The 16,907-nt window shown below is 42.8% G+C and carries 15 protein-coding genes and 7 pseudogenes; 8 read left to right on the top strand and 14 right to left on the bottom strand.

The features are described from left to right. Window positions 1–9: 9 nt before the first annotated feature. Window positions 10–222: pseudogene (locus AAC852_RS08360) on the bottom strand (IS110 family transposase); the annotation flags it as partial. 67 nt (window positions 223–289) lie between these two features. Between AAC852_RS08360 and AAC852_RS08355 the strand changes: the two are divergent. Continuing rightward, a protein-coding gene (locus AAC852_RS08355; RefSeq protein ID WP_340620643.1) for an IS5 family transposase occupies window positions 290–1,056 on the top strand; the annotation gives its coding sequence in 2 pieces (ribosomal slippage) (window positions 290–665 and window positions 665–1,056; 768 coding nt in all). A 63-nt stretch (window positions 1,057–1,119) separates the two neighbouring features. Here AAC852_RS08355 and AAC852_RS08350 read toward each other — a convergent pair. Both AAC852_RS08350 and AAC852_RS08345 read right to left on the bottom strand, forming a co-directional pair. Then, on the bottom strand, window positions 1,120–1,401 hold the full coding sequence (locus AAC852_RS08350; RefSeq protein ID WP_047686040.1) for a type II toxin-antitoxin system RelE family toxin: 282 nt from the start codon (window positions 1,399–1,401) through the stop codon (window positions 1,120–1,122). After that, the gene (locus AAC852_RS08345) at window positions 1,391–1,642 is read right to left on the bottom strand and encodes a type II toxin-antitoxin system Phd/YefM family antitoxin (RefSeq protein WP_047686043.1); all 252 of its coding nucleotides are present in this window, start codon (window positions 1,640–1,642) and stop codon (window positions 1,391–1,393) included. Before AAC852_RS08345 ends, AAC852_RS08350 begins: the two co-directional genes overlap by 11 nt. Window positions 1,643–1,861: 219 nt before the next feature. Here AAC852_RS08345 and AAC852_RS08340 point away from each other — a divergent pair. Continuing rightward, a pseudogene (locus AAC852_RS08340) lies at window positions 1,862–2,977 on the top strand (transposase); the annotation flags it as partial. Window positions 2,978–3,009: 32 nt separating this feature from the next. Next, window positions 3,010–3,978 carry an IS30 family transposase gene (locus AAC852_RS08335; RefSeq protein WP_340620642.1) on the top strand — a complete coding sequence of 323 codons (969 nt, stop codon included), beginning with the start codon at window positions 3,010–3,012 and terminating at the stop codon, window positions 3,976–3,978. Between the two features lie 14 nt (window positions 3,979–3,992). On the opposite strand, the pseudogene AAC852_RS08330 reads toward AAC852_RS08335, so the two are convergent. From AAC852_RS08330 to AAC852_RS08310, 5 genes and pseudogenes are all read right to left on the bottom strand, one after another. Beyond that, window positions 3,993–4,235: pseudogene (locus AAC852_RS08330) on the bottom strand (DUF6402 family protein); the annotation flags it as partial. Beyond that, window positions 4,207–4,628, bottom strand: a pseudogene (locus tag AAC852_RS19975) (DUF6402 family protein). The pseudogenes AAC852_RS08330 and AAC852_RS19975, both read right to left, overlap by 29 nt. A 92-nt stretch (window positions 4,629–4,720) precedes the next feature. Then, window positions 4,721–5,503: an Hcp family type VI secretion system effector gene (locus tag AAC852_RS08320; RefSeq protein WP_340620640.1), complete on the bottom strand. Its 783-nt coding sequence runs from the start codon at window positions 5,501–5,503 to the stop codon at window positions 4,721–4,723. Between the two features lie 517 nt (window positions 5,504–6,020). After that, window positions 6,021–8,189: pseudogene (locus AAC852_RS08315) on the bottom strand (toprim domain-containing protein); the annotation flags it as partial. Window positions 8,190–8,315: 126 nt separating this feature from the next. Further along, the gene (locus tag AAC852_RS08310; protein WP_047685977.1) at window positions 8,316–8,723 is read right to left on the bottom strand and encodes a hypothetical protein; all 408 of its coding nucleotides are present in this window, start codon (window positions 8,721–8,723) and stop codon (window positions 8,316–8,318) included. Window positions 8,724–9,037: 314 nt separating this feature from the next. Between AAC852_RS08310 and AAC852_RS08305 the strand changes: the two genes are divergently transcribed. Next, entirely contained in the window at window positions 9,038–9,217 is a 180-nt protein-coding gene (locus AAC852_RS08305; protein WP_047685974.1) for a YlcI/YnfO family protein, read from the top strand. A 136-nt stretch (window positions 9,218–9,353) separates the two neighbouring features. Here AAC852_RS08305 and AAC852_RS08300 read toward each other — a convergent pair. The 3 genes from AAC852_RS08300 to AAC852_RS08290 all read right to left on the bottom strand — a co-directional run bounded on the left by AAC852_RS08300 (window position 9,354) and on the right by AAC852_RS08290 (window position 11,449). Next, a protein-coding gene (locus tag AAC852_RS08300) for an IS1 family transposase (protein ID WP_340620639.1) occupies window positions 9,354–10,051 on the bottom strand; the annotation gives its coding sequence in 2 pieces (ribosomal slippage) (window positions 9,354–9,802 and window positions 9,802–10,051; 699 coding nt in all). Window positions 10,052–10,091: 40 nt separating this feature from the next. After that, window positions 10,092–10,772, bottom strand: a complete 681-nt coding sequence (locus AAC852_RS08295; protein ID WP_340620638.1) for an IS4 family transposase — start codon at window positions 10,770–10,772, stop codon at window positions 10,092–10,094. Window positions 10,773–10,846: 74 nt separating this feature from the next. Then, window positions 10,847–11,449 carry a hypothetical protein gene (locus AAC852_RS08290; RefSeq protein ID WP_047680394.1) on the bottom strand — a complete coding sequence of 201 codons (603 nt, stop codon included), beginning with the start codon at window positions 11,447–11,449 and terminating at the stop codon, window positions 10,847–10,849. A 363-nt stretch (window positions 11,450–11,812) separates the two neighbouring features. Here AAC852_RS08290 and AAC852_RS19970 point away from each other — a divergent pair, with 363 nt between their 5' ends. Further along, complete coding sequence (locus tag AAC852_RS19970) at window positions 11,813–11,989, top strand: hypothetical protein (RefSeq protein ID WP_369793140.1); 177 nt, start codon at window positions 11,813–11,815, stop codon at window positions 11,987–11,989. A gap of 379 nt (window positions 11,990–12,368) precedes the next feature. Here the strand turns inward: AAC852_RS19970 and AAC852_RS08280 are convergent, their stop codons facing one another. Beyond that, window positions 12,369–12,998 carry a helix-turn-helix domain-containing protein gene (locus AAC852_RS08280; RefSeq protein ID WP_340620637.1) on the bottom strand — a complete coding sequence of 210 codons (630 nt, stop codon included), beginning with the start codon at window positions 12,996–12,998 and terminating at the stop codon, window positions 12,369–12,371. A gap of 475 nt (window positions 12,999–13,473) precedes the next feature. On the opposite strand from AAC852_RS08280, the gene AAC852_RS08275 reads away from it, so the two are divergent. After that, the gene (locus tag AAC852_RS08275; RefSeq protein ID WP_047680390.1) at window positions 13,474–13,743 is read left to right on the top strand and encodes a type II toxin-antitoxin system Phd/YefM family antitoxin; all 270 of its coding nucleotides are present in this window, start codon (window positions 13,474–13,476) and stop codon (window positions 13,741–13,743) included. 2 nt (window positions 13,744–13,745) lie between these two features. After that, window positions 13,746–14,039: a type II toxin-antitoxin system RelE/ParE family toxin gene (locus AAC852_RS08270; protein ID WP_340620636.1), complete on the top strand. Its 294-nt coding sequence runs from the start codon at window positions 13,746–13,748 to the stop codon at window positions 14,037–14,039. Between the two features lie 830 nt (window positions 14,040–14,869). Here the strand turns inward: AAC852_RS08270 and AAC852_RS19965 are convergent. Together AAC852_RS19965 and AAC852_RS08260 are read right to left on the bottom strand one after the other, a co-directional pair. Further along, window positions 14,870–14,944, bottom strand: a pseudogene (locus AAC852_RS19965) (hypothetical protein); the annotation flags it as partial. A 257-nt stretch (window positions 14,945–15,201) separates the two neighbouring features. Beyond that, window positions 15,202–15,968: pseudogene (locus AAC852_RS08260) on the bottom strand (IS5 family transposase). A 500-nt stretch (window positions 15,969–16,468) separates the two neighbouring features. On the opposite strand from AAC852_RS08260, the gene AAC852_RS08255 reads away from it, so the two are divergent. After that, entirely contained in the window at window positions 16,469–16,849 is a 381-nt protein-coding gene (locus tag AAC852_RS08255) for a Crp/Fnr family transcriptional regulator (RefSeq protein ID WP_340620634.1), read from the top strand. Window positions 16,850–16,907: the final 58 nt, after the last annotated feature.

The raw sequence follows: 16,907 nt of genomic DNA, 5'->3' as shown, positions 1-16,907 counted from the left end.
GTTTTATCGCTACTTTTCAAACACGGTTTTCTGCGTCGTGATAGCCCAGGCTATCCGGGCTAATTTATTTGCCCGGGCGCAACACACTACGCAGGAGTGTTTTCTCGCCAGTTGGGTTCTTACCCAGTCAGCTAATTTTCCAGACTGGTAATCTATTCTCTGGATAAATACCCGTGCGCATTGCACTAGTAGCCGCCGCAGATTTTTATCTCCTCGTTTGCTAGATAGTGTCGTCATAAATAAATTCATGTAATAATCACCCTATATTACATGAATGGATGACTTAACCATGAGCACACCCGCACACCGCCGTCACGATATTTCCGATCATATTTGGAGTTTGCTTGAACCTCACCTACCGGAGCGTAAGGGGGCCTGGGGGCGTGTTGCTTATGATAATCGATTATTTATTAATTCCGTGTTCTGGATTTTACGGACAGGCGCACCCTGGCGAGATTTACCGCCCGATTATGGCGACTGGAAAAATACGCATCGCCGTTTTTGTCGGTGGCGGGACAAAGGCGTATGGGAAGGACTGCTTGAAGAACTCATCTTTGAACCCGATTTCGAATGGCTGATGATTGACGCCAGTCATATTAAGGTTCATCCCCATGCCGCAGGGGCGGCAGGAGGCAATCAGGATATGGGGTGCACAAAAGGGGGCTCAATACAAAGATACATCTGGCCGTGGATGCGCATGGTATGCCGATCAGAGCGCTTATTACAAGCGATCCCACAGCGGATTGCTCACAAGCTGAGGCCTTGATTGACGGAATAGATGCAGAACATTTATTAGCGGATCGGGGCTATGACAGTAATACCGTTGTTGAACAAGCAAAAAAACAAGGCATGGCAGCGCAAATTCCCGGCCGAAAAAATCGCAAAGTGAAACGAGAATATGATCGGGACCTCTATCGACTCAGGCATTTAGTTGAAAATGCGTTTCTTCATCTTAAACGCTGGCGGGGTATAGCGACCCGTTATGCCAAAAATAGTGCCTCATTTCTTGCTGCTGTTCAGATCCGCTGTCTTGTTCTTTGGTTAAATATCTTATGACGACATAATCTAATGCTGTGCAAAAAATTAGGCTAGTCCTATTTGTTGGGGTCCCAAATTCACTTATCGCTTGTCTGCTAATTTATAAACCTCATCATCAGCGCGTTTACCAACGGCGATAATAAGCAACAATAATTTTTTATCAATCACTTCATAAACCAAACGATATCCTGACGACCTAAGTTTGATTTTGTAGCGGTTGGCGCGCCCGCTCAATCGAGATGCTGGAACATGGGGATTTTCCAAACGTTCAGCTAACTTCTTTTTAAGTTGCTTCCGTATTGTGTGCCCTAAGCTTTTCCATTCCTTGAGCGCTCGTTTCTCAAATTCGAGTTTATAGGTCATCAAGACTTACACTCACGAATTCAGGATCTACCAGTCGCTCATCTGCAATGCGATTTAGTTCAGCATCTTCTGCCAATTCACGATAATAAGCGTACAGTTCAGGGGGAACACAATAGAATGCAGGTTCATTGCGATTCAGGATTGCAACTGCGTTACCTTCCCCTTCAGCAATGGTTCCCATTGGGTTACGTTTCAGATCAGTAATGCTGGCTGCTATTGTTGTGAGTATCTGATAAGCCATATTAGACTCCACCACTAATGTATTTTACATAATGTTTAAAAACATTATATTAGCACCTTTAAAAGTGCTAATGAAAATATTTTTTCTTGGTAGGTAATATTATATTCTTTAGCAGTTGTTTTAGAAGACAGGCGGCGGCGTCAGGCTCAGGGGGTAAAGAAAGCCAAGCAGGAAAGTAAGTATAAAGGCAGACCGATAGACAAGAAACTGCACCAGAAATTGCTCTGTCTCTATGGCATGGGCACCAACACCGGATTAAAGCGGGTCAGTGGCAGCCGTCATGGGATCAGTTACAAAGAACTACTCAATGTGCGCCGCCGTTTTATTCACAAAGCCGCACTGCGCAACGCCATCTGGCAGGTGGCCAACGCGATTTTTACCGCTCGGAACCCCTCGATATGGGGAGAAGGCACAACATCCTGTGCATCCGATTCCAAGAAATTTGACTCGTGGGATCAAAACCTGATGACCGAATGGTACATTCGATACGGTGGTCGTGGCGTCATGATTTACTGGCATGTGGAAAAGAAATCGACCTGTATATACTCCCAGCTCAAACGCTGTTCCTCTTCGGAAGTGGCCGCCATGATTGAGGGCGTTTTGCGGCACTGCACGGACATGGATATTGACCGGCAGTATGTCGATAGTCATGGCCAAAGTGAGGTTGCTTTTGCCTTCTCGCACTTGCTTGGGTTCGATTTGTTGCCTCGTCTCAAAGCCATTGCCAGCCAAAAACTCTATCGGCCCGGTGATGATAAACCCGGCGATTACCCAAACCTGGAGCCGATACTGACACGCCCCATCAACTGGGAGCTGATCATCCAGCAATACGATGAGATGATCAAATATGCGACCGCGCTCAAGCAGGGAACCGCCGATCCAGAAGCCATACTGCGCCGTTTCACCCGAAACAACGTGCAGCATCCTACGTACAAGGCGCTTGCCGAACTGGGGAAAGTGATCAAAACCATTTTCCTGTGCCGGTACATTGGTTCGGAAGAGCTTCGTCAGGAAATCCACGAGGGGCTGAATGTCGTGGAAAACTGGAATAGCGCAAATTCGTTCATCTTTTACGGCAAAGGCGGTGAGGTCGCAACCAATCGCTTGGAGGACTAGGAATTATCGGTTCTGGCGCTGCATTTGTTGCAGATCTCTCTGGTGTACGTGAATACCTTGATGATCCAGCAAGTGCTTAACGAACCAAACTGGCTATCTCGGATGAAACTGGAGGACTTCAGGACGTTAACACCCCTGATCTACTCCCATGTGAATCCCTATGGGACTTGGATTCGCCTAATAAGTGCAATTTCTAAGAAAGGCGGTCAGTTGCTATAGTAGGCATCTTTCTCGCCAAAGGAAAATGCGCTATGACCTATACACAACTGACCGAAATAGAAAGATACCAGATTTTCACTTTAAAAGAAGCCGGTTTTACACAACGCTTTATCGCAACATCGCTTAATCGAGCTCCATCAACAATTAGCCGGGAATTGAGACGAAATCAGGAAGACGAGAAATACTGCCCTAAACAGGCTCAACTTAAAGCCTCAGAGCGCCGCCATACCGCGATAAAAGCTGTCAAAGTGACACCTATGATCGTCAAATTGATTAAACAGTTAACTTGGCAAGATTTGAGTCCTGAACAAACCGTCGGTTATCTCAAAAGAGAAAATATCATCTCTTTGCATCATGAAACAGTTTATAGGTTGATTTATAAAGATAAACTGAATGGTGGTGACTTATACCAGCATCTCAGAATAGCTAAAAAACCGTATCGTAAACGTTATGGAAGTCATGAACACCGAGGAAAAATTAAAAACAGAGTCAGTATTGAAAAACGCCCAAAATGTGTTGATAAAAAGCAACGTATTGGTGATTGGGAAGGCGATACAATAGTTGGCAAAGATCATAAAAGTGCATTATTGACCTTAGTTGAACGAAAATCGCTATTTACTTTCATCATTAAACTGGAAGATAAAACAGCAAAAGGCGTTGCAAAAGCGGCAACAAGACACTTATCTGGGATAAAAAACAAAATTAAAACAATGACCTTTGATAACAGGTTGGAGTTTGCTGAGCATGCCCTTATCAGTAAAAATTTAGAGGCAAAAGTTTATTTTGCTCACCCGTATTCCCCTTGGGAAAGAGGAATAAATGAGAACACAAATGGATTAATCAGAGATTACTTCCCAAAGGGAACTGATTTTAATCAGGTATCAGAGCGAGAGGTGAATCTTGTGGCAAACCGATTAAATAATCGTCCTCGTAAAACGAGGAATTACAAAACACCGAATGAATTATTTAAAGGAATATCAACTCATTTACTTCGTTTATAACGGTGTTGCACTTATTATGTGAATGCAAGATAGATAAATAACTCTGCTGCTAACTCTTTCCATGCCCCTCTATCATAAAGTCCCATGTATGCAATTGTCTTAGCTTTATTCAAAACGCCATTTTTATGCCAAACACCAAGAAACTCACCCTTTGTTACAAAATCATAGCTATCTTTTATATAAATACCTATCATTTCCGTGATAAATACATCTTTATTATTTATTCTATCAATATAGCCCCTTACAGCTAATTTTAACGTTGCCTTCCCCTATGGCTCCGTAATAGTCATCAATAGTATCAGTCATTTCTCCCATAGATCTATAATTAACCTGAGCATACGTATCTAATTCAATAACTGAGTCTGTGTACCCTATTTTTTTTACATTATTCATTAACTTTTTTTTAATAGTTTCAATCCAGCAAGAGAAGCCCATTCATGTTGTAATTTTACTACTTTGTCCTTTACTTGAGTATAATCAAGCGCCCATCCCATTTTTACGATATCTATATTAACTTGATTTTTTGGTATTTTTACTGCATCACCATCAATATATTGTTTTTTTGTTTCAATAGTAAAATTAGAAGCTGGTTCGGCTTTAAACCAATGACGCATTAATTGTGGGGCGGTTTTCCAGCCAATTTTTTCCATTGCATCCGGGATTTGGTTTAAATAAAAAATATCCATTTCAATTTCTGTATTTTTGCCACCTTTAACGGTTTTTGTTTTAAAAATCGACATAATTAAATCCCTATTTTTGTCTGAAATAAATATTTAACTTCAAGGCATTCTTCTTTTTTGGCATCAAACTGTTTTGTCATTCCAGATGTTTGACATATTCCCTCAATCAGTCCCTTGCCCGTTTCCACACCATACGCAATATCTCGGCAGCCACTCCCTTGATGTTTCAGTATAAACTTATGGCTAAATAGAGCCACAACAGCTTCTTCAACCAGCGGTTTAATATTCGAGAACCCAGACAAAAGCGGCCTGCTTTCTTCACGCCCGGATAATTGTGTAATGCTGTAACCCGAAGTTCCTGCTGCAATATGCTGGCATGAGATAGATTTATAATCGAGCATCACCACTTCATGGGGGATTGCGCCATTATCATTAATGGAATGGGGATAATTATAGGCAAGATCGACAATCGTTGCGCCTGTCAGTTTAATTTCGTAAAAAAGTTCCAGTTGCCCCATCGTGCTTGTCCGGTAGTGCATAAAACGCGCTTCCAGCAATTCGTTTCCGTCGATTGCCATTGCTAACAGCGGCGAGGATTTATCAATGGATTTAGTAAAGCTGACAGGGTGATGATGCGCATTCTGGTCGCGACTCACTGAATGGCTGACACTCAGTACCTGTATTTCGTCTTCCCGGCCTGTCTGATAGCGGTTTCCGATGGATTCGGGGGGGGAACAGCCCGCTGAAATTAATCCCTGTTTCTTGCCTTTTAGTGATAACGTGTGACATCGTGTCTCCTGTGATCTGACTTCCGATAAATATCGAATGAATGAAACAGGATACAACAGGAATATTTATGGATTCCAGTATGCGTAAAAGTCCATCACTGAAATTGTGATTAACGTCTATTCTTAAACAAAATCAGATAATTACATCATTTAAATTTCAGGTAATACCAAAAAATAAAATGGACGCACTGTGTATGCTTTCTCTGATTTTTCTAACTTCTATTTACCTGCCAAAGGGAGTCCCCTGAAAATCTTTTTACTCCCTTCAACTATGCACCCTATCCACTAATCAGGTAATAATTTGAAAATAAATGATTTTTTACGGTGGAGACAGTATCCACTAACTATCCGTACTATGCTCCTTTAATCATTCAGGAAAAATGAACAGGGTGAATAGTTGGTGCACAGTTAAAAGATAACTAATAAACCCTGTTTTTATATTTAAATTCAATTAATTATGATTATTGGTGCATAGGGTGCACAGTTAGTCATAAAAAATTTACGTAGGGTAGGTTATTGGTTAGTTTGTTCAGGAACAGACGGAAGCTATTCATTTGCCTCATCCGTCCTTCTTATATTCCTGCATCACTTTCGGCAGGGAATCCCCGAATTTCGTTAATGTGAGAGGCCTGTCAAACCCATAGGCTTCCATAAATGACAAGTAGGCATGGTAAAGGTAGATTCTCGGCGCTCTGGAATGAATGTTTTTATTCCCCATCTTCATGCCTAACTCTTTCCCCAACGAAACCAAATTAAGCACAGAAATTATACAGCGGGTCGGAATTACTTTTCACCAAGAGGGCTTCGTTAGAATAGCGTTGCGCCTGTAGCAGTTTTTTAGCCTTATTCTGGTCGGCAAATTCGTTTAATAAATAGCGGATAATCACAGGCAGTTGTTCCCGGCTGATTTTCTCCGATAATTCCGGGTCTTTTTCTGACTCTTTGACCGGAATATTAAACGGGAATATCACCCGCCGCCGTGCAATCCCGCCATTACGCTCGGTAAAGCTCATCGGTTCGTTATTGGTGGCTAATACCACAGCTTTAATAATGGTGGAGAACTGTTTTTCATATTTCCCGTCAACTTCAATCAGATCGCCGCCTGTAATCGCTTTGATACCTGCCCCCTCACCGACATATTTAACCTGATCGGGCAACGTAATCAGGCTTTTGCCGACAAACTGATAGCGTCCTCTGGTTTCATCCAGTGCCTTCATATTGCCACTGGCGGTATTGTGCTCACCCGCCAATAAAGTTGCAATATACGTAAACACACTTTTACCGCTACCCCTTCACCTGTGACTTCAATAAATAACTGCCAGTCGTAACGATTTGCCAGGATCATAAATAAGCCCGCATTGATACGCGCCATTTTTTCATGATTATTTCCCGCCGCATGAGACAGCCATTGATAGAAATGTGGGGCATGTTGCCGGATACTTTCCCCGGCTGCCGGTTCTGTGAATGCGATCCCGTTATGGTTCATGAGCCAATGCTCAGGGGCGTGAGGTTTAAACGCCTGTACAGATAAATCATACACACCATTACTGAACCCGATTAACGCCCGTTTCGGTTCACCAATAACAGGAATTTGCAATTTCATCGCACTAATCGCGTTATTAATGCCGTTCGGACTGTAAGGGGTTTCGTGCTGGTCGAAGATTGCCACCATTGAACGGCTCAGCTCGCTATCTGGTACGCTTTCCCATGTTGCACCGTTATAACGATAAGTCATTTCACTGTCAGGGTTGACCGCAATTTTTCCGTAATACTCAACCAACAGTGCCCCTCGTTGGCTGGCTGCCATTTGTGCCAGATTGTTATTGGTCTTTTTGGGCTTCGCTTCGTCGATCACTGCTGCTTCTGCTTCCATGAGCTTTTTCTCTCCAACCTGATATAACCCGTTACTGAATGCCTGCTTTGTTGCCTCAATGCCGTGATGCTGGCGATAATCGTCCCAGTCGGCTTTTAATTCCGTTGGCGGTAGCGTTACCCAGCCATTAATCGCTATAGCGGTCTTCTCTGCCGCTATTTTGCCAACATTCTTTTTTAGTCTGCCGTTTTTGTCCCGTTCTCCCGGTTCGTGCCAGTCATTGTCAGCAGCAATAATAATTTTTGCATTTGGCCACTGTGCTCTGATCAGCTCGGCAACCGCGAGTAAATTACTTTCATCAATGGCTGCCAGTACCACGCCCTTATGCAGTTGGCTGACGGTTAACGCCGTTGCATACCCTTCGGTAATGATGAACGTGTCCGGCGTTCCGGGAATCTCAGATATGGGAATAAAACTGCCTTTTTTCTGCGTACCTGCAACAAGGCGTTTTTCACCGTTCGGCTTAATAGTTTGTCCACCTGTTATCGTGCCGTCCAGCGCCTGAGTCACCAGCAATAAAGCACCGTCTTTCAATAACCGTTGATTGGGGCATTGCAGCCCCTTCTTCACCAGATATTGAGATTCGCCCGTAATCGCTGTAGCGATCATTGTAGTGATGCGTTCAGCAATAGGTTTCACTGCTCGGAGCTGCTCTTTGGCTGGTTTGGATTCAGGTAAAGGCATTGCCAACGCATCAGCCACCAGCTTAGCGGCGGCAAAAATAGTGATCCCTTTGGTTCTTGCGACTAAATCCAGCCCATCACCATGATTCGGCTCATCACATTGGCGACAATGCCAGTCTCCATTATGGTTATCATCGATAAAATAAAAGCGGTCAGTGCCGCCACATATCGGGCAAGCACCATGTTTCCCCTTTGCCGGAACATCAACGCCACAGGCTGGCAACAGGCTTTGCCAGTGTTAGGGCTGATTTTTTGACTGTGCGGATAACCTCTAACGGGTGGCTTTTCTGGTTATTATTTCCCTGACTCATGATCACTCGTCCTCTCCATAAACAGCCGCATAAAGCGCATGGTAAACTTCCTGATTAATATCACAGGCCAGTGAAAGCAAATCATGGAGTTCTTCCGAACAATAATGACGGGTCTGGTCAAGAATGACTTCAAATAAAGACGTTCCCAATCCTGCACGGTACATCGCCTGATCCAGCGAAACAGAGTGCCTGTGTACAACGTGATTTAATAATTTCGCCACCAGTGGCTGCGGGGCATGTTTCAGAAGTGCATGGTGAACTTCCTGATTGATATCACGCCCCAGTGCAACCAGATTATTTAAATCGGTTGAGAATTCACTCTTCGATTTTTCGATAATGAACTTAAATAATGAGGTGGCCTGATGGGTACGATATAACGCCTGTTTTAATGAGACTGGGTTATCACGCATGGCGCACCTCCTGACAGGAAACGAATATCAGAGAGGACATGCCAGCCAGTCGCTGTGTGTCGGATGTAATAATAAAGAATGTAAATTTAAGGCGAGTTTGGTTAGACTGTGTGTCAGCCATAGCATTAGCTCCGATAATGTTGTGGTTAAACGCCTCGATAGTGTTAGCGCACTTCGGGGCGTTGTTGTTTTTACTTTTTGAATAAAGCAAGGTGTCAGCCACTATGTTATTTTCAAGTGTCAGCCACGTCAATCCTTTTTTATGAATGTTTTTTGTATATACTGTCAGCCCCCAACTATTAATGGATACAGATATGGCAACGAAAGCAGTAAATGCAAAGTCAAAAAAATTAGAAGCCCGTGTACCACATGAGCTTGTTGATTCAATGGAAAAACTTAAAGAAGAAGGCGAGAGCACCGCGCAATTCATAGTTTCGGCTATGTCTGGCGAAATAAAACGCCGCCTGCGTAAATCTAAAGAATCATCTGAGTAAGAATAATGAATTAACCCTCTGAAAGAGGGTTGTATCTCAAATTGAAGGTTACTTAATATCAAAGAATCGCTATAGCTATTTACCATAACCTCATCTATTTCCCAAAATTAGGTCATGCTTCCAATAGTTAGTTCGCTTAGAGGAAGTAGTATTCACGCTCAATAAACGTTCCTATCACTTTATCGTGTATTTCTTCAGATTTGGAATAGCCTATCGTTTTTCGATTCAGCCTCTTTATCCGGATACGGAGAGTGAGATTAGTTCTCTCAATACGTTGGGTAAATTTCTTTCCAGTGAGATGTTTTCCCTCAGGAAGGCAGTTGTAAACGGCATAATTATCCGTACAGTAGAACTGGATGTTGAAAGGAGACAGAAGTGTCAGCAGTTTTTTCAACGTCTTCCTGCTGCGATCACCCAATACATGTGCCACTATCCGCTTCATCATTGGCTCCCAGGCATACCAGAGCCAGCGCTGATTTTTCTTGTGACCGACAAATGACCACTGCTCGTCTATTTCACAGATAATATGGATGTCACTTCCCACCAGAGGCCGCGAGGTTACATTTTCTGGCGTGAGTTTTTTAATGTGCGAATGACGGAGTTAATGCCAATTTTCAGAACACGAGCGGTATCTCTAACACCAGAGTTATTCATTGCCATATCAACAATCTGCTCTTTCATGCCGGGATTGCAGGCTTGATAGGTGTAATTCAGTTGAAAGGTTTTGCGGCAAGCATAGCAGTGATAACGGGGATGACCACGACTTCCTTTTCCATGCCCTTTAACATCCTCTGATTTGTGACAGTAACGACAAACCACATCAACTTTAGCCATATCTCACCCATAATAAAAAATGGGAAGTTTATCACAATATCTAATTATTGGGAGCATGACCCGAGGCCTGAAATAACTCCGCAGAAAGAAAGCCCCGATCAAACAACATCAGGGTATTTTCGGGGGCAGACCCCACTAATTGTTGGGCATAGCTAATCTCACTTTGGGTGATGGGGCCAAATGCCACATCAGATATCAAGTGTGTTCGGGCGGACATCAGGGTCACCACCAACACCGAGGGAAAGGTCGCTTTGCCGGAGGCATAACCCAGCTGTTGGTTATCGCCTGTGTCAGGCACTTTAAACTGAGTGCCATCCACGCATAAGATTTTCAGGCCACACGTAGCATCATTTGTCTCTTCTTTTTCCCATTCGGTGGCGGTGGTATGAAAAAGGTGTCGTAAGGGCTCAACCCCAATGCGATATCGGGATTTTGAGATACTGCTTGATGCTAATAACGGCAGTTCCCCTTTTGCATCAGGAAACGCCAAATCTAATTTGTCGCAAACCTCATTGATAGAACGATTTCTCATGAGACCGATGCCCAGCACTAACCAGACGGCTTGTTCAGCGGGGAATCGACGTTTTCGCACGGTGGCTCGCCCTGTTTCTTTAACGGCTTCAGTCACCCATTCCATTGGAATGTTTTGACTAAACGCATCCATGGAGACCGGGTAATTCAATGCCGCAGTGGCCTGGAGTTCACGGGAAAATTCAGACATAAAAAATCGGCCTTAGACAATCATCGAAGGCCGATTATGCTTATCTTAATTTACTTAAGCGAGCGGTATTAGGCCTAGCAGGTTCCTTTTTTAATGGGGATTATGTTGCGTTCGTGGACGTTGTTTCCACTCGGGATATGCAGCTTTGAAAACGGCGTCCCGACTAAGGAGTGATCACATAGCTCGCCATAATAAATTAGCGACATAACCTCTTGCTTATTAATTTTGCCCACCTTGAAAAGGTAATTGATTATTGCTGTGTCCAGCAGGTCGTGACATCCGTTAAGAAGATCAACGATACTGGCCGCTGCCTCATTTTCCTCACCGTTATCCCGACCGACTAATACTGATTCGACCCAAGCCTCAAGGCTTACATGTTCCTCAGCAAGCTGTATTTGACGGCATTCATGCTCGATCAGGGCAGTGATTGCTTCGTTCAGCATTCCACCATACGTCGGCATGTTGAGAACGACGCCGAATCTGGGAATTTCTCTTTGGATTGGCTTCGCATTCTTAGGGGCCGATTTCAACCACAGGAAAAACCAGATCCCGGAACGTATTTCTTCCGGCTCAACCTGATTGGCCGCAAGGAACTTGGAAACCTCGTTACAGATGATGCCATCTGGCGCGGCCATCTTGTAAATACCCGCCATCAGATCTTCAAGGCTCTTATACATATTATTTCTCGCACCTGCACATTATGTATCCACTATCGCTGTTATGCCGATCCCTAGCAAGTATGTTCCAGTGCGACATTATACCGATTCATCTTAACCTGTAAAATTATCGCATTACCGTAATTATGATAATTACGGTAATAATCGTAAAATCTGCGCGATGTGTTCTACTTATTAAAAGCTATCTTTGAAAAAGTAGAATTTTTGAAATAGGATAAGGTGGTGGGTGATACCCACTTTTTACGAGGAGCGCGATCAGTGATTTTTGACGTAAGAGCGATCTTCGAGGTAGCGCTCCAAACCGACACCCATCTTGTTCTTGTCGGTTTGGACTAGGGGGCATCAGTTACGAACGATGCTGATGTGGTGATCACCTGGTTGGCCGCAAACCTCGAAGGTGGAATTGGAAAACGGAAGGTGTACTACCTGGACACCTATGGACGCTTTTATGAATTCAAGGTTAATGCCGGTGCTTTTTGCCGGTTTGCACCTTGTAGCGAAGGCCAGCAGACCACCTTGGCGAAGATGCTGGGCCAGTAACCCTGTGCTGAGAACGCAATATTAAATAAGAACAAATTTGAAAAGGTGTTGGCGCGAGTCATCAACAAGGGGTAGTGACCGGGTAGCTGGTCGAGTAGCCCGGAGGAACCTCCCCTCCAGGCTCTCACAGAACCGCACGTGAACCTCTCGATTCATACGGCTCTTATTGTTCAGCCCTGAGCCAGAATATACCAGTGTGCGAAAAGTCTCTGGTTTTGCAGTTGCAATCTCTTTAGAAACTTTGTGCTTTTCCGGTAACTCCTGCCTAGTTTCTTGTATTTCTTTCGTGCCCAGTGCACAAGCGCAAAGTCAAGTTTCCGTACCAATTGGTATAGTAACAACAAATACTGTATTTATTATTGCTTTTTTGTACCAAAAACTATCGTTTTCTACGGTAGATTCGATGCTCAACCATTGTCCCTATAATGGTTATTTCTATTCGTTGACTATCCAAAATAGGATAATCATTATTTAATGGGATGAGTTCAAAATGCTGTGTCCCATCAATATTTATAGTTATTGGTCTGTATTTTTTAAATGTTGCCTCCCGTTCATAGGTTACGGCTACCACGAATTCACCGGGATTGGGGGTAACTTTTGGTTCGATAACAACAATATCACCCGCCTTAAAATCGGGCTTCATAGAATCCCCATCTATACGCAATGCAAATGCACGTTCTGACCAATTCAGATCGGTTATAATGTGTTCTAATTTATCGTCGCCGCATATAGGAAAGCCTTTTGCTAATATCTCTACCTGTAGGCAATTTATTAACGGCATCTTTCGGATAGTTACATCACAAAGAGGCTGGAAATTGCCACCAGTCATTAGCCATTCAGCATCACATTTCAGGGCCTTGGCTATGCCTATTATATTCCGTGGTTTCAGCGTTTTCCCATCTTCAATGACAGCCCAAGATTGCTGGCTTATGCCAACAATATTCGCGGCCTCCGCCTGAGTTAATCTTAACTCAAGCCTTCTGTTCTTGACTCTATCCGCAAGACTCATGATTGTCCCCCTTTAATTAAAGTAGGATTTTAACAATATAAACTGTATTTTACCTTAAATGTATCACATAATACAATTAAATTTGTATAAAAGAGATCTGCAAGAGTGGAAATCATATCTAATAGATTAAAAAATAGGCGACATGAGCTGAATATGACTCAGGCTCAATTAGCTGAACGATCTGGAACGAGAAAACAATAAATTCAAATAATTGAAGTTGGAATCACTAAACGTTCTAGATTTATTTTAGAAATTTCTAAAGTATTGGATTGCATAGGGAAGCATCTTTGTTTGCAGATATCAAGATACCGTTTTACGGTGGTATATGAGTCTCCGCTTACCCGTTCTTGTACAGTGATAAATGAAATGCGAACAGCTACATATAGCTGTTCGTTTATTGAGTTATTATAACTGGCAATTACACTAAATTTTATCTAAAATAGACATTCAAGCCATTTTAGATAAAAGGTGATTTATGGAAGTTATTCCCGCACAGTTAGCTAAGAACCAGTTTGGTGACCTACTCATGAAAGTTCAACGTGCGCCAGTAGAGATTAGTAAACATGGTAAGCGTGTTGCCGTGGTTATCTCTCCTGAAGAGTATGAACAGTTTGAACAACTCAAACTACAGAGTTTGAAAGCAATTTTGGCTGAATCTATTGCACAGGCAGAACGTGGTGAATTACATCATGTTGATGATGTGTTTGCACCGCTGACGGTTGATGAACTTGAAGGTAACAATTAAGAATGAGCGTTCTATTCACGCCAAAGGCTAAAGAGCATATTCGCGCAATAAAACGCTATTCTTTACGCCGATGGGGGGCTAGCATCGCAGAAACTTACATCTATTCGTTGCGTGTGACCATGACAGAGATTATTGCTCGTCAACCCTCCCTCGGTCGTGATCGTAGTGAAGACCTTTTTACTGGTGTCCGTAGTTTCCCTATTGAGCGTCATATTATCTATTATCGAGAAGTTCCTGCGGGTATTGAAGTGTTAGCTGTGTTACACCAGACGCAAGATCCACATAATCATTTGTAATAAAGCGTTTTAGGCGAACAGGAAACGAAACAAATAAAGGAATTAAACTAAATGAAAACAAACATATTCAATCCAATCTCAGAATGTAAGGAATCTGCCAGTATTGATCGGTTCGTAGACCTTTTGTTACAGGCAATCGATAGCCCTATGGACAACGACAAAAAAGTTGCAATAAAAAAGTAATTGCCGAACTACCGACAGATGCAACGATGACAACGCTTATTGATGCAATAAAGACTCACGAAGCTGAACAGTTGGGATTAAGCCCGTCTATGTACACTGCAATAGCACCTGCTATAAAGGCTTTGACTGGTTTATCTCAAAGTGGCGAGTACGGTAAGTATTTTAAATAAAATTTACTATATGACTTTTCAAAATGGAAGGAGTGTCAAAGAAACTCAGTCCTATTTTTGCGAATTTTGATTTTCCAGAAACAAAAAAGCAAAAAGAAGGACTGTGTTATGCCTATCCTACCACCAATCTCCCGTAATGATCACGCCCCATCAGGGCCCGTCCCCCTGCCATCAATAAACTCCTCGCTGTTTTGGTGACGCTACGTAAAAAGTGCAGCATAACGCCCCGCCCAGTTCGTCAGCGGCTCTAGTTGCCAGACAGGGGATCGTCAGGGAGCGCAGCCCGGACAGTATGATGACAACGCTGACAGCGGCCATGAACCAGTTGATATTCGGTGATATCCAACTCAATTTGGAGCAACTCAAAGATCTGATGGCGGTGAATTGGCTGGCGATTGGGTTCGGCATACCCGCCCCAGACGGTGCAGCATTCATCGGGCAGACAGAGGATGATCGTGTCAGTTGTTTTCAGTACGCTCAGAGATCTTCGGTGTCCTGCGTGGCCTGGCTGAGCACCAGCCGGATTTGTGCGACGAGGGATTTTAACTTTTGTCGTTTAGCCCTGGTCTGAGGCGTATCGCTGGACGGAGAGCGCGATGAATTACGTTAATTCTGCGCTAGCCGATCTTCGTATTCACGGAATTTGGCCCAGAGTACGTTGGCTTCACTGATGTTGTTCAGCTCAGGTGGCTTGGCGGTAAACTGTTTTTTTTCATGAACGGGGAAATTACCGGACTAGCAGTATCAAGTAACAGGCAAAAGCGGATCAAGAGATAAGCGTCACACTTTTGTGTCAATAGATAGTGTCGTCATGAGATACTTAACCAAAGAGCAAGGCAACGGATTTGGACCGCGGCAAGAAACGATGCACTATTTTTGGCATAGCGGGTTGCTATGCCACGCCAGCGTTTAAGATGAAGAAACGCATTTTCAACTAAATGCCTGAGTCGATAGAGGTCTCGATCATATTCTCGTTTCACTTTGCGATTTTTTCGGCCGGGAATTTGCGCTGCCATGCCTTGTTTTTTTGCTTGTTCAACAACGGTATTACTGTCATAGCCCCGATCCGCTAATAAATGTTCTGCCTCTATTCCGTCAATCAAGGCCTCAGCTTGTGAGCAATCCGCTGTGGGACCGCTTGTAATAAGCGCTCTGATCGGCATACCATGCGCATCCACGGCCAGATGTATCTTTGTATTGAGCCCCCTTTTGTGCGCCCCATATCCTGATTGCCTCCTGCCGCTCCTGCGGCATGGGGATGAACCTTAATATGACTGGCGTCAATCATCAGCCATTCGAAATCGGGTTCAAAGATGAGTTCTTCAAGCAGTCCTTCCCATACGCCTTTGTCCCGCCACCGACAAAAACGGCGATGCGTATTTTTCCAGTCGCCATAATCGGGCGGTAAATCTCGCCAGGGTGCGCCTGTCCGTAAAATCCAGAACACGGCATTAATAAATAATCGATTATCATAAGCAACACGCCCCCAGGCCCCCTTACGCCCCGGTAGGTGAGGTTCAAGCAAACTCCAAATATGATCGGAAATATCGTGACGGCGGTGTGCGGGTGTGCTCATGGTTAAGTCATCCATTCATGTAATATAGGGTGATTATTACATGAATTTATTTATGACGACACTATCTAGGGAGCTGGTGAAGGGTTACTTCTAGACGGCATTTATTTTTAGTAACATGCTGAATGAAAAAACTAACACATGATCAGGATAAGATGCTCAATATTGAGCATCTTATCCTGATCATACAAATTATCTTTATAAGAAAGTTAAGTAAAGGTTAAGGGTTTTTATATTTATAGCTATTTTTTCAAAAATAACGAGTTAATTAAAATAACAGTAGGGAAGGCATGAGTTTTTAATTATTGTCAAAGGATTAAATGTAAAATTATTTTTTTACTAAACTACTCCACTGGGTTTGTTTTATTGATTACAATAACATATTGAAATAATTTCAACTACTCATGTTTTCCTTATAAAAATAATGGGGTGATACTAATGTTGATTTTTTTGGTGAAAGTGGATTCTCTGGGGATATTATTCCAGAAACAGCAACAGCTTTAGTGGGCTGTATTATAAAAAAAATTAATTTTACTTCGTTTTTAGAAGAAATGAAAGGAAAGGATATTTTGTATGATTTTATAATTTACATGGCAAATAAAATTATGGAACATCAAAGAACCATTTCTAGCTTTGTTATTTTTAATAGTGAGAAAAGATTAGCCTATACATTAATGAGAATGTCTTCAGAAGTTAATAGTGAGAATATATCTTCAATTAAAAACAAAGTTTCTTATCAAGATTTATCTTATATGATAGGTACAACCCGCTCTCGAGTTGGGTATTTTATGAGTAACTTAATTAAGCTAGGGATTATTAATGAGTCCAAAGAACGTTTTCTAATTGTTGATAAAAAAAGGATTGAAGAGTACTTAATGGAATAATAAAGTAAGTCTCTAGAGAAATTAATTGGCAAATTGGTTACCACAACCGGCTAATAAT

The organism is Xenorhabdus siamensis (assembly GCF_037996745.1).
Taxonomy (GTDB): domain Bacteria; phylum Pseudomonadota; class Gammaproteobacteria; order Enterobacterales; family Enterobacteriaceae; genus Xenorhabdus; species Xenorhabdus indica.
Note: the sequence above shows the minus strand (reverse complement) of the source record. Positions and strands in the feature narration are given on the sequence as shown.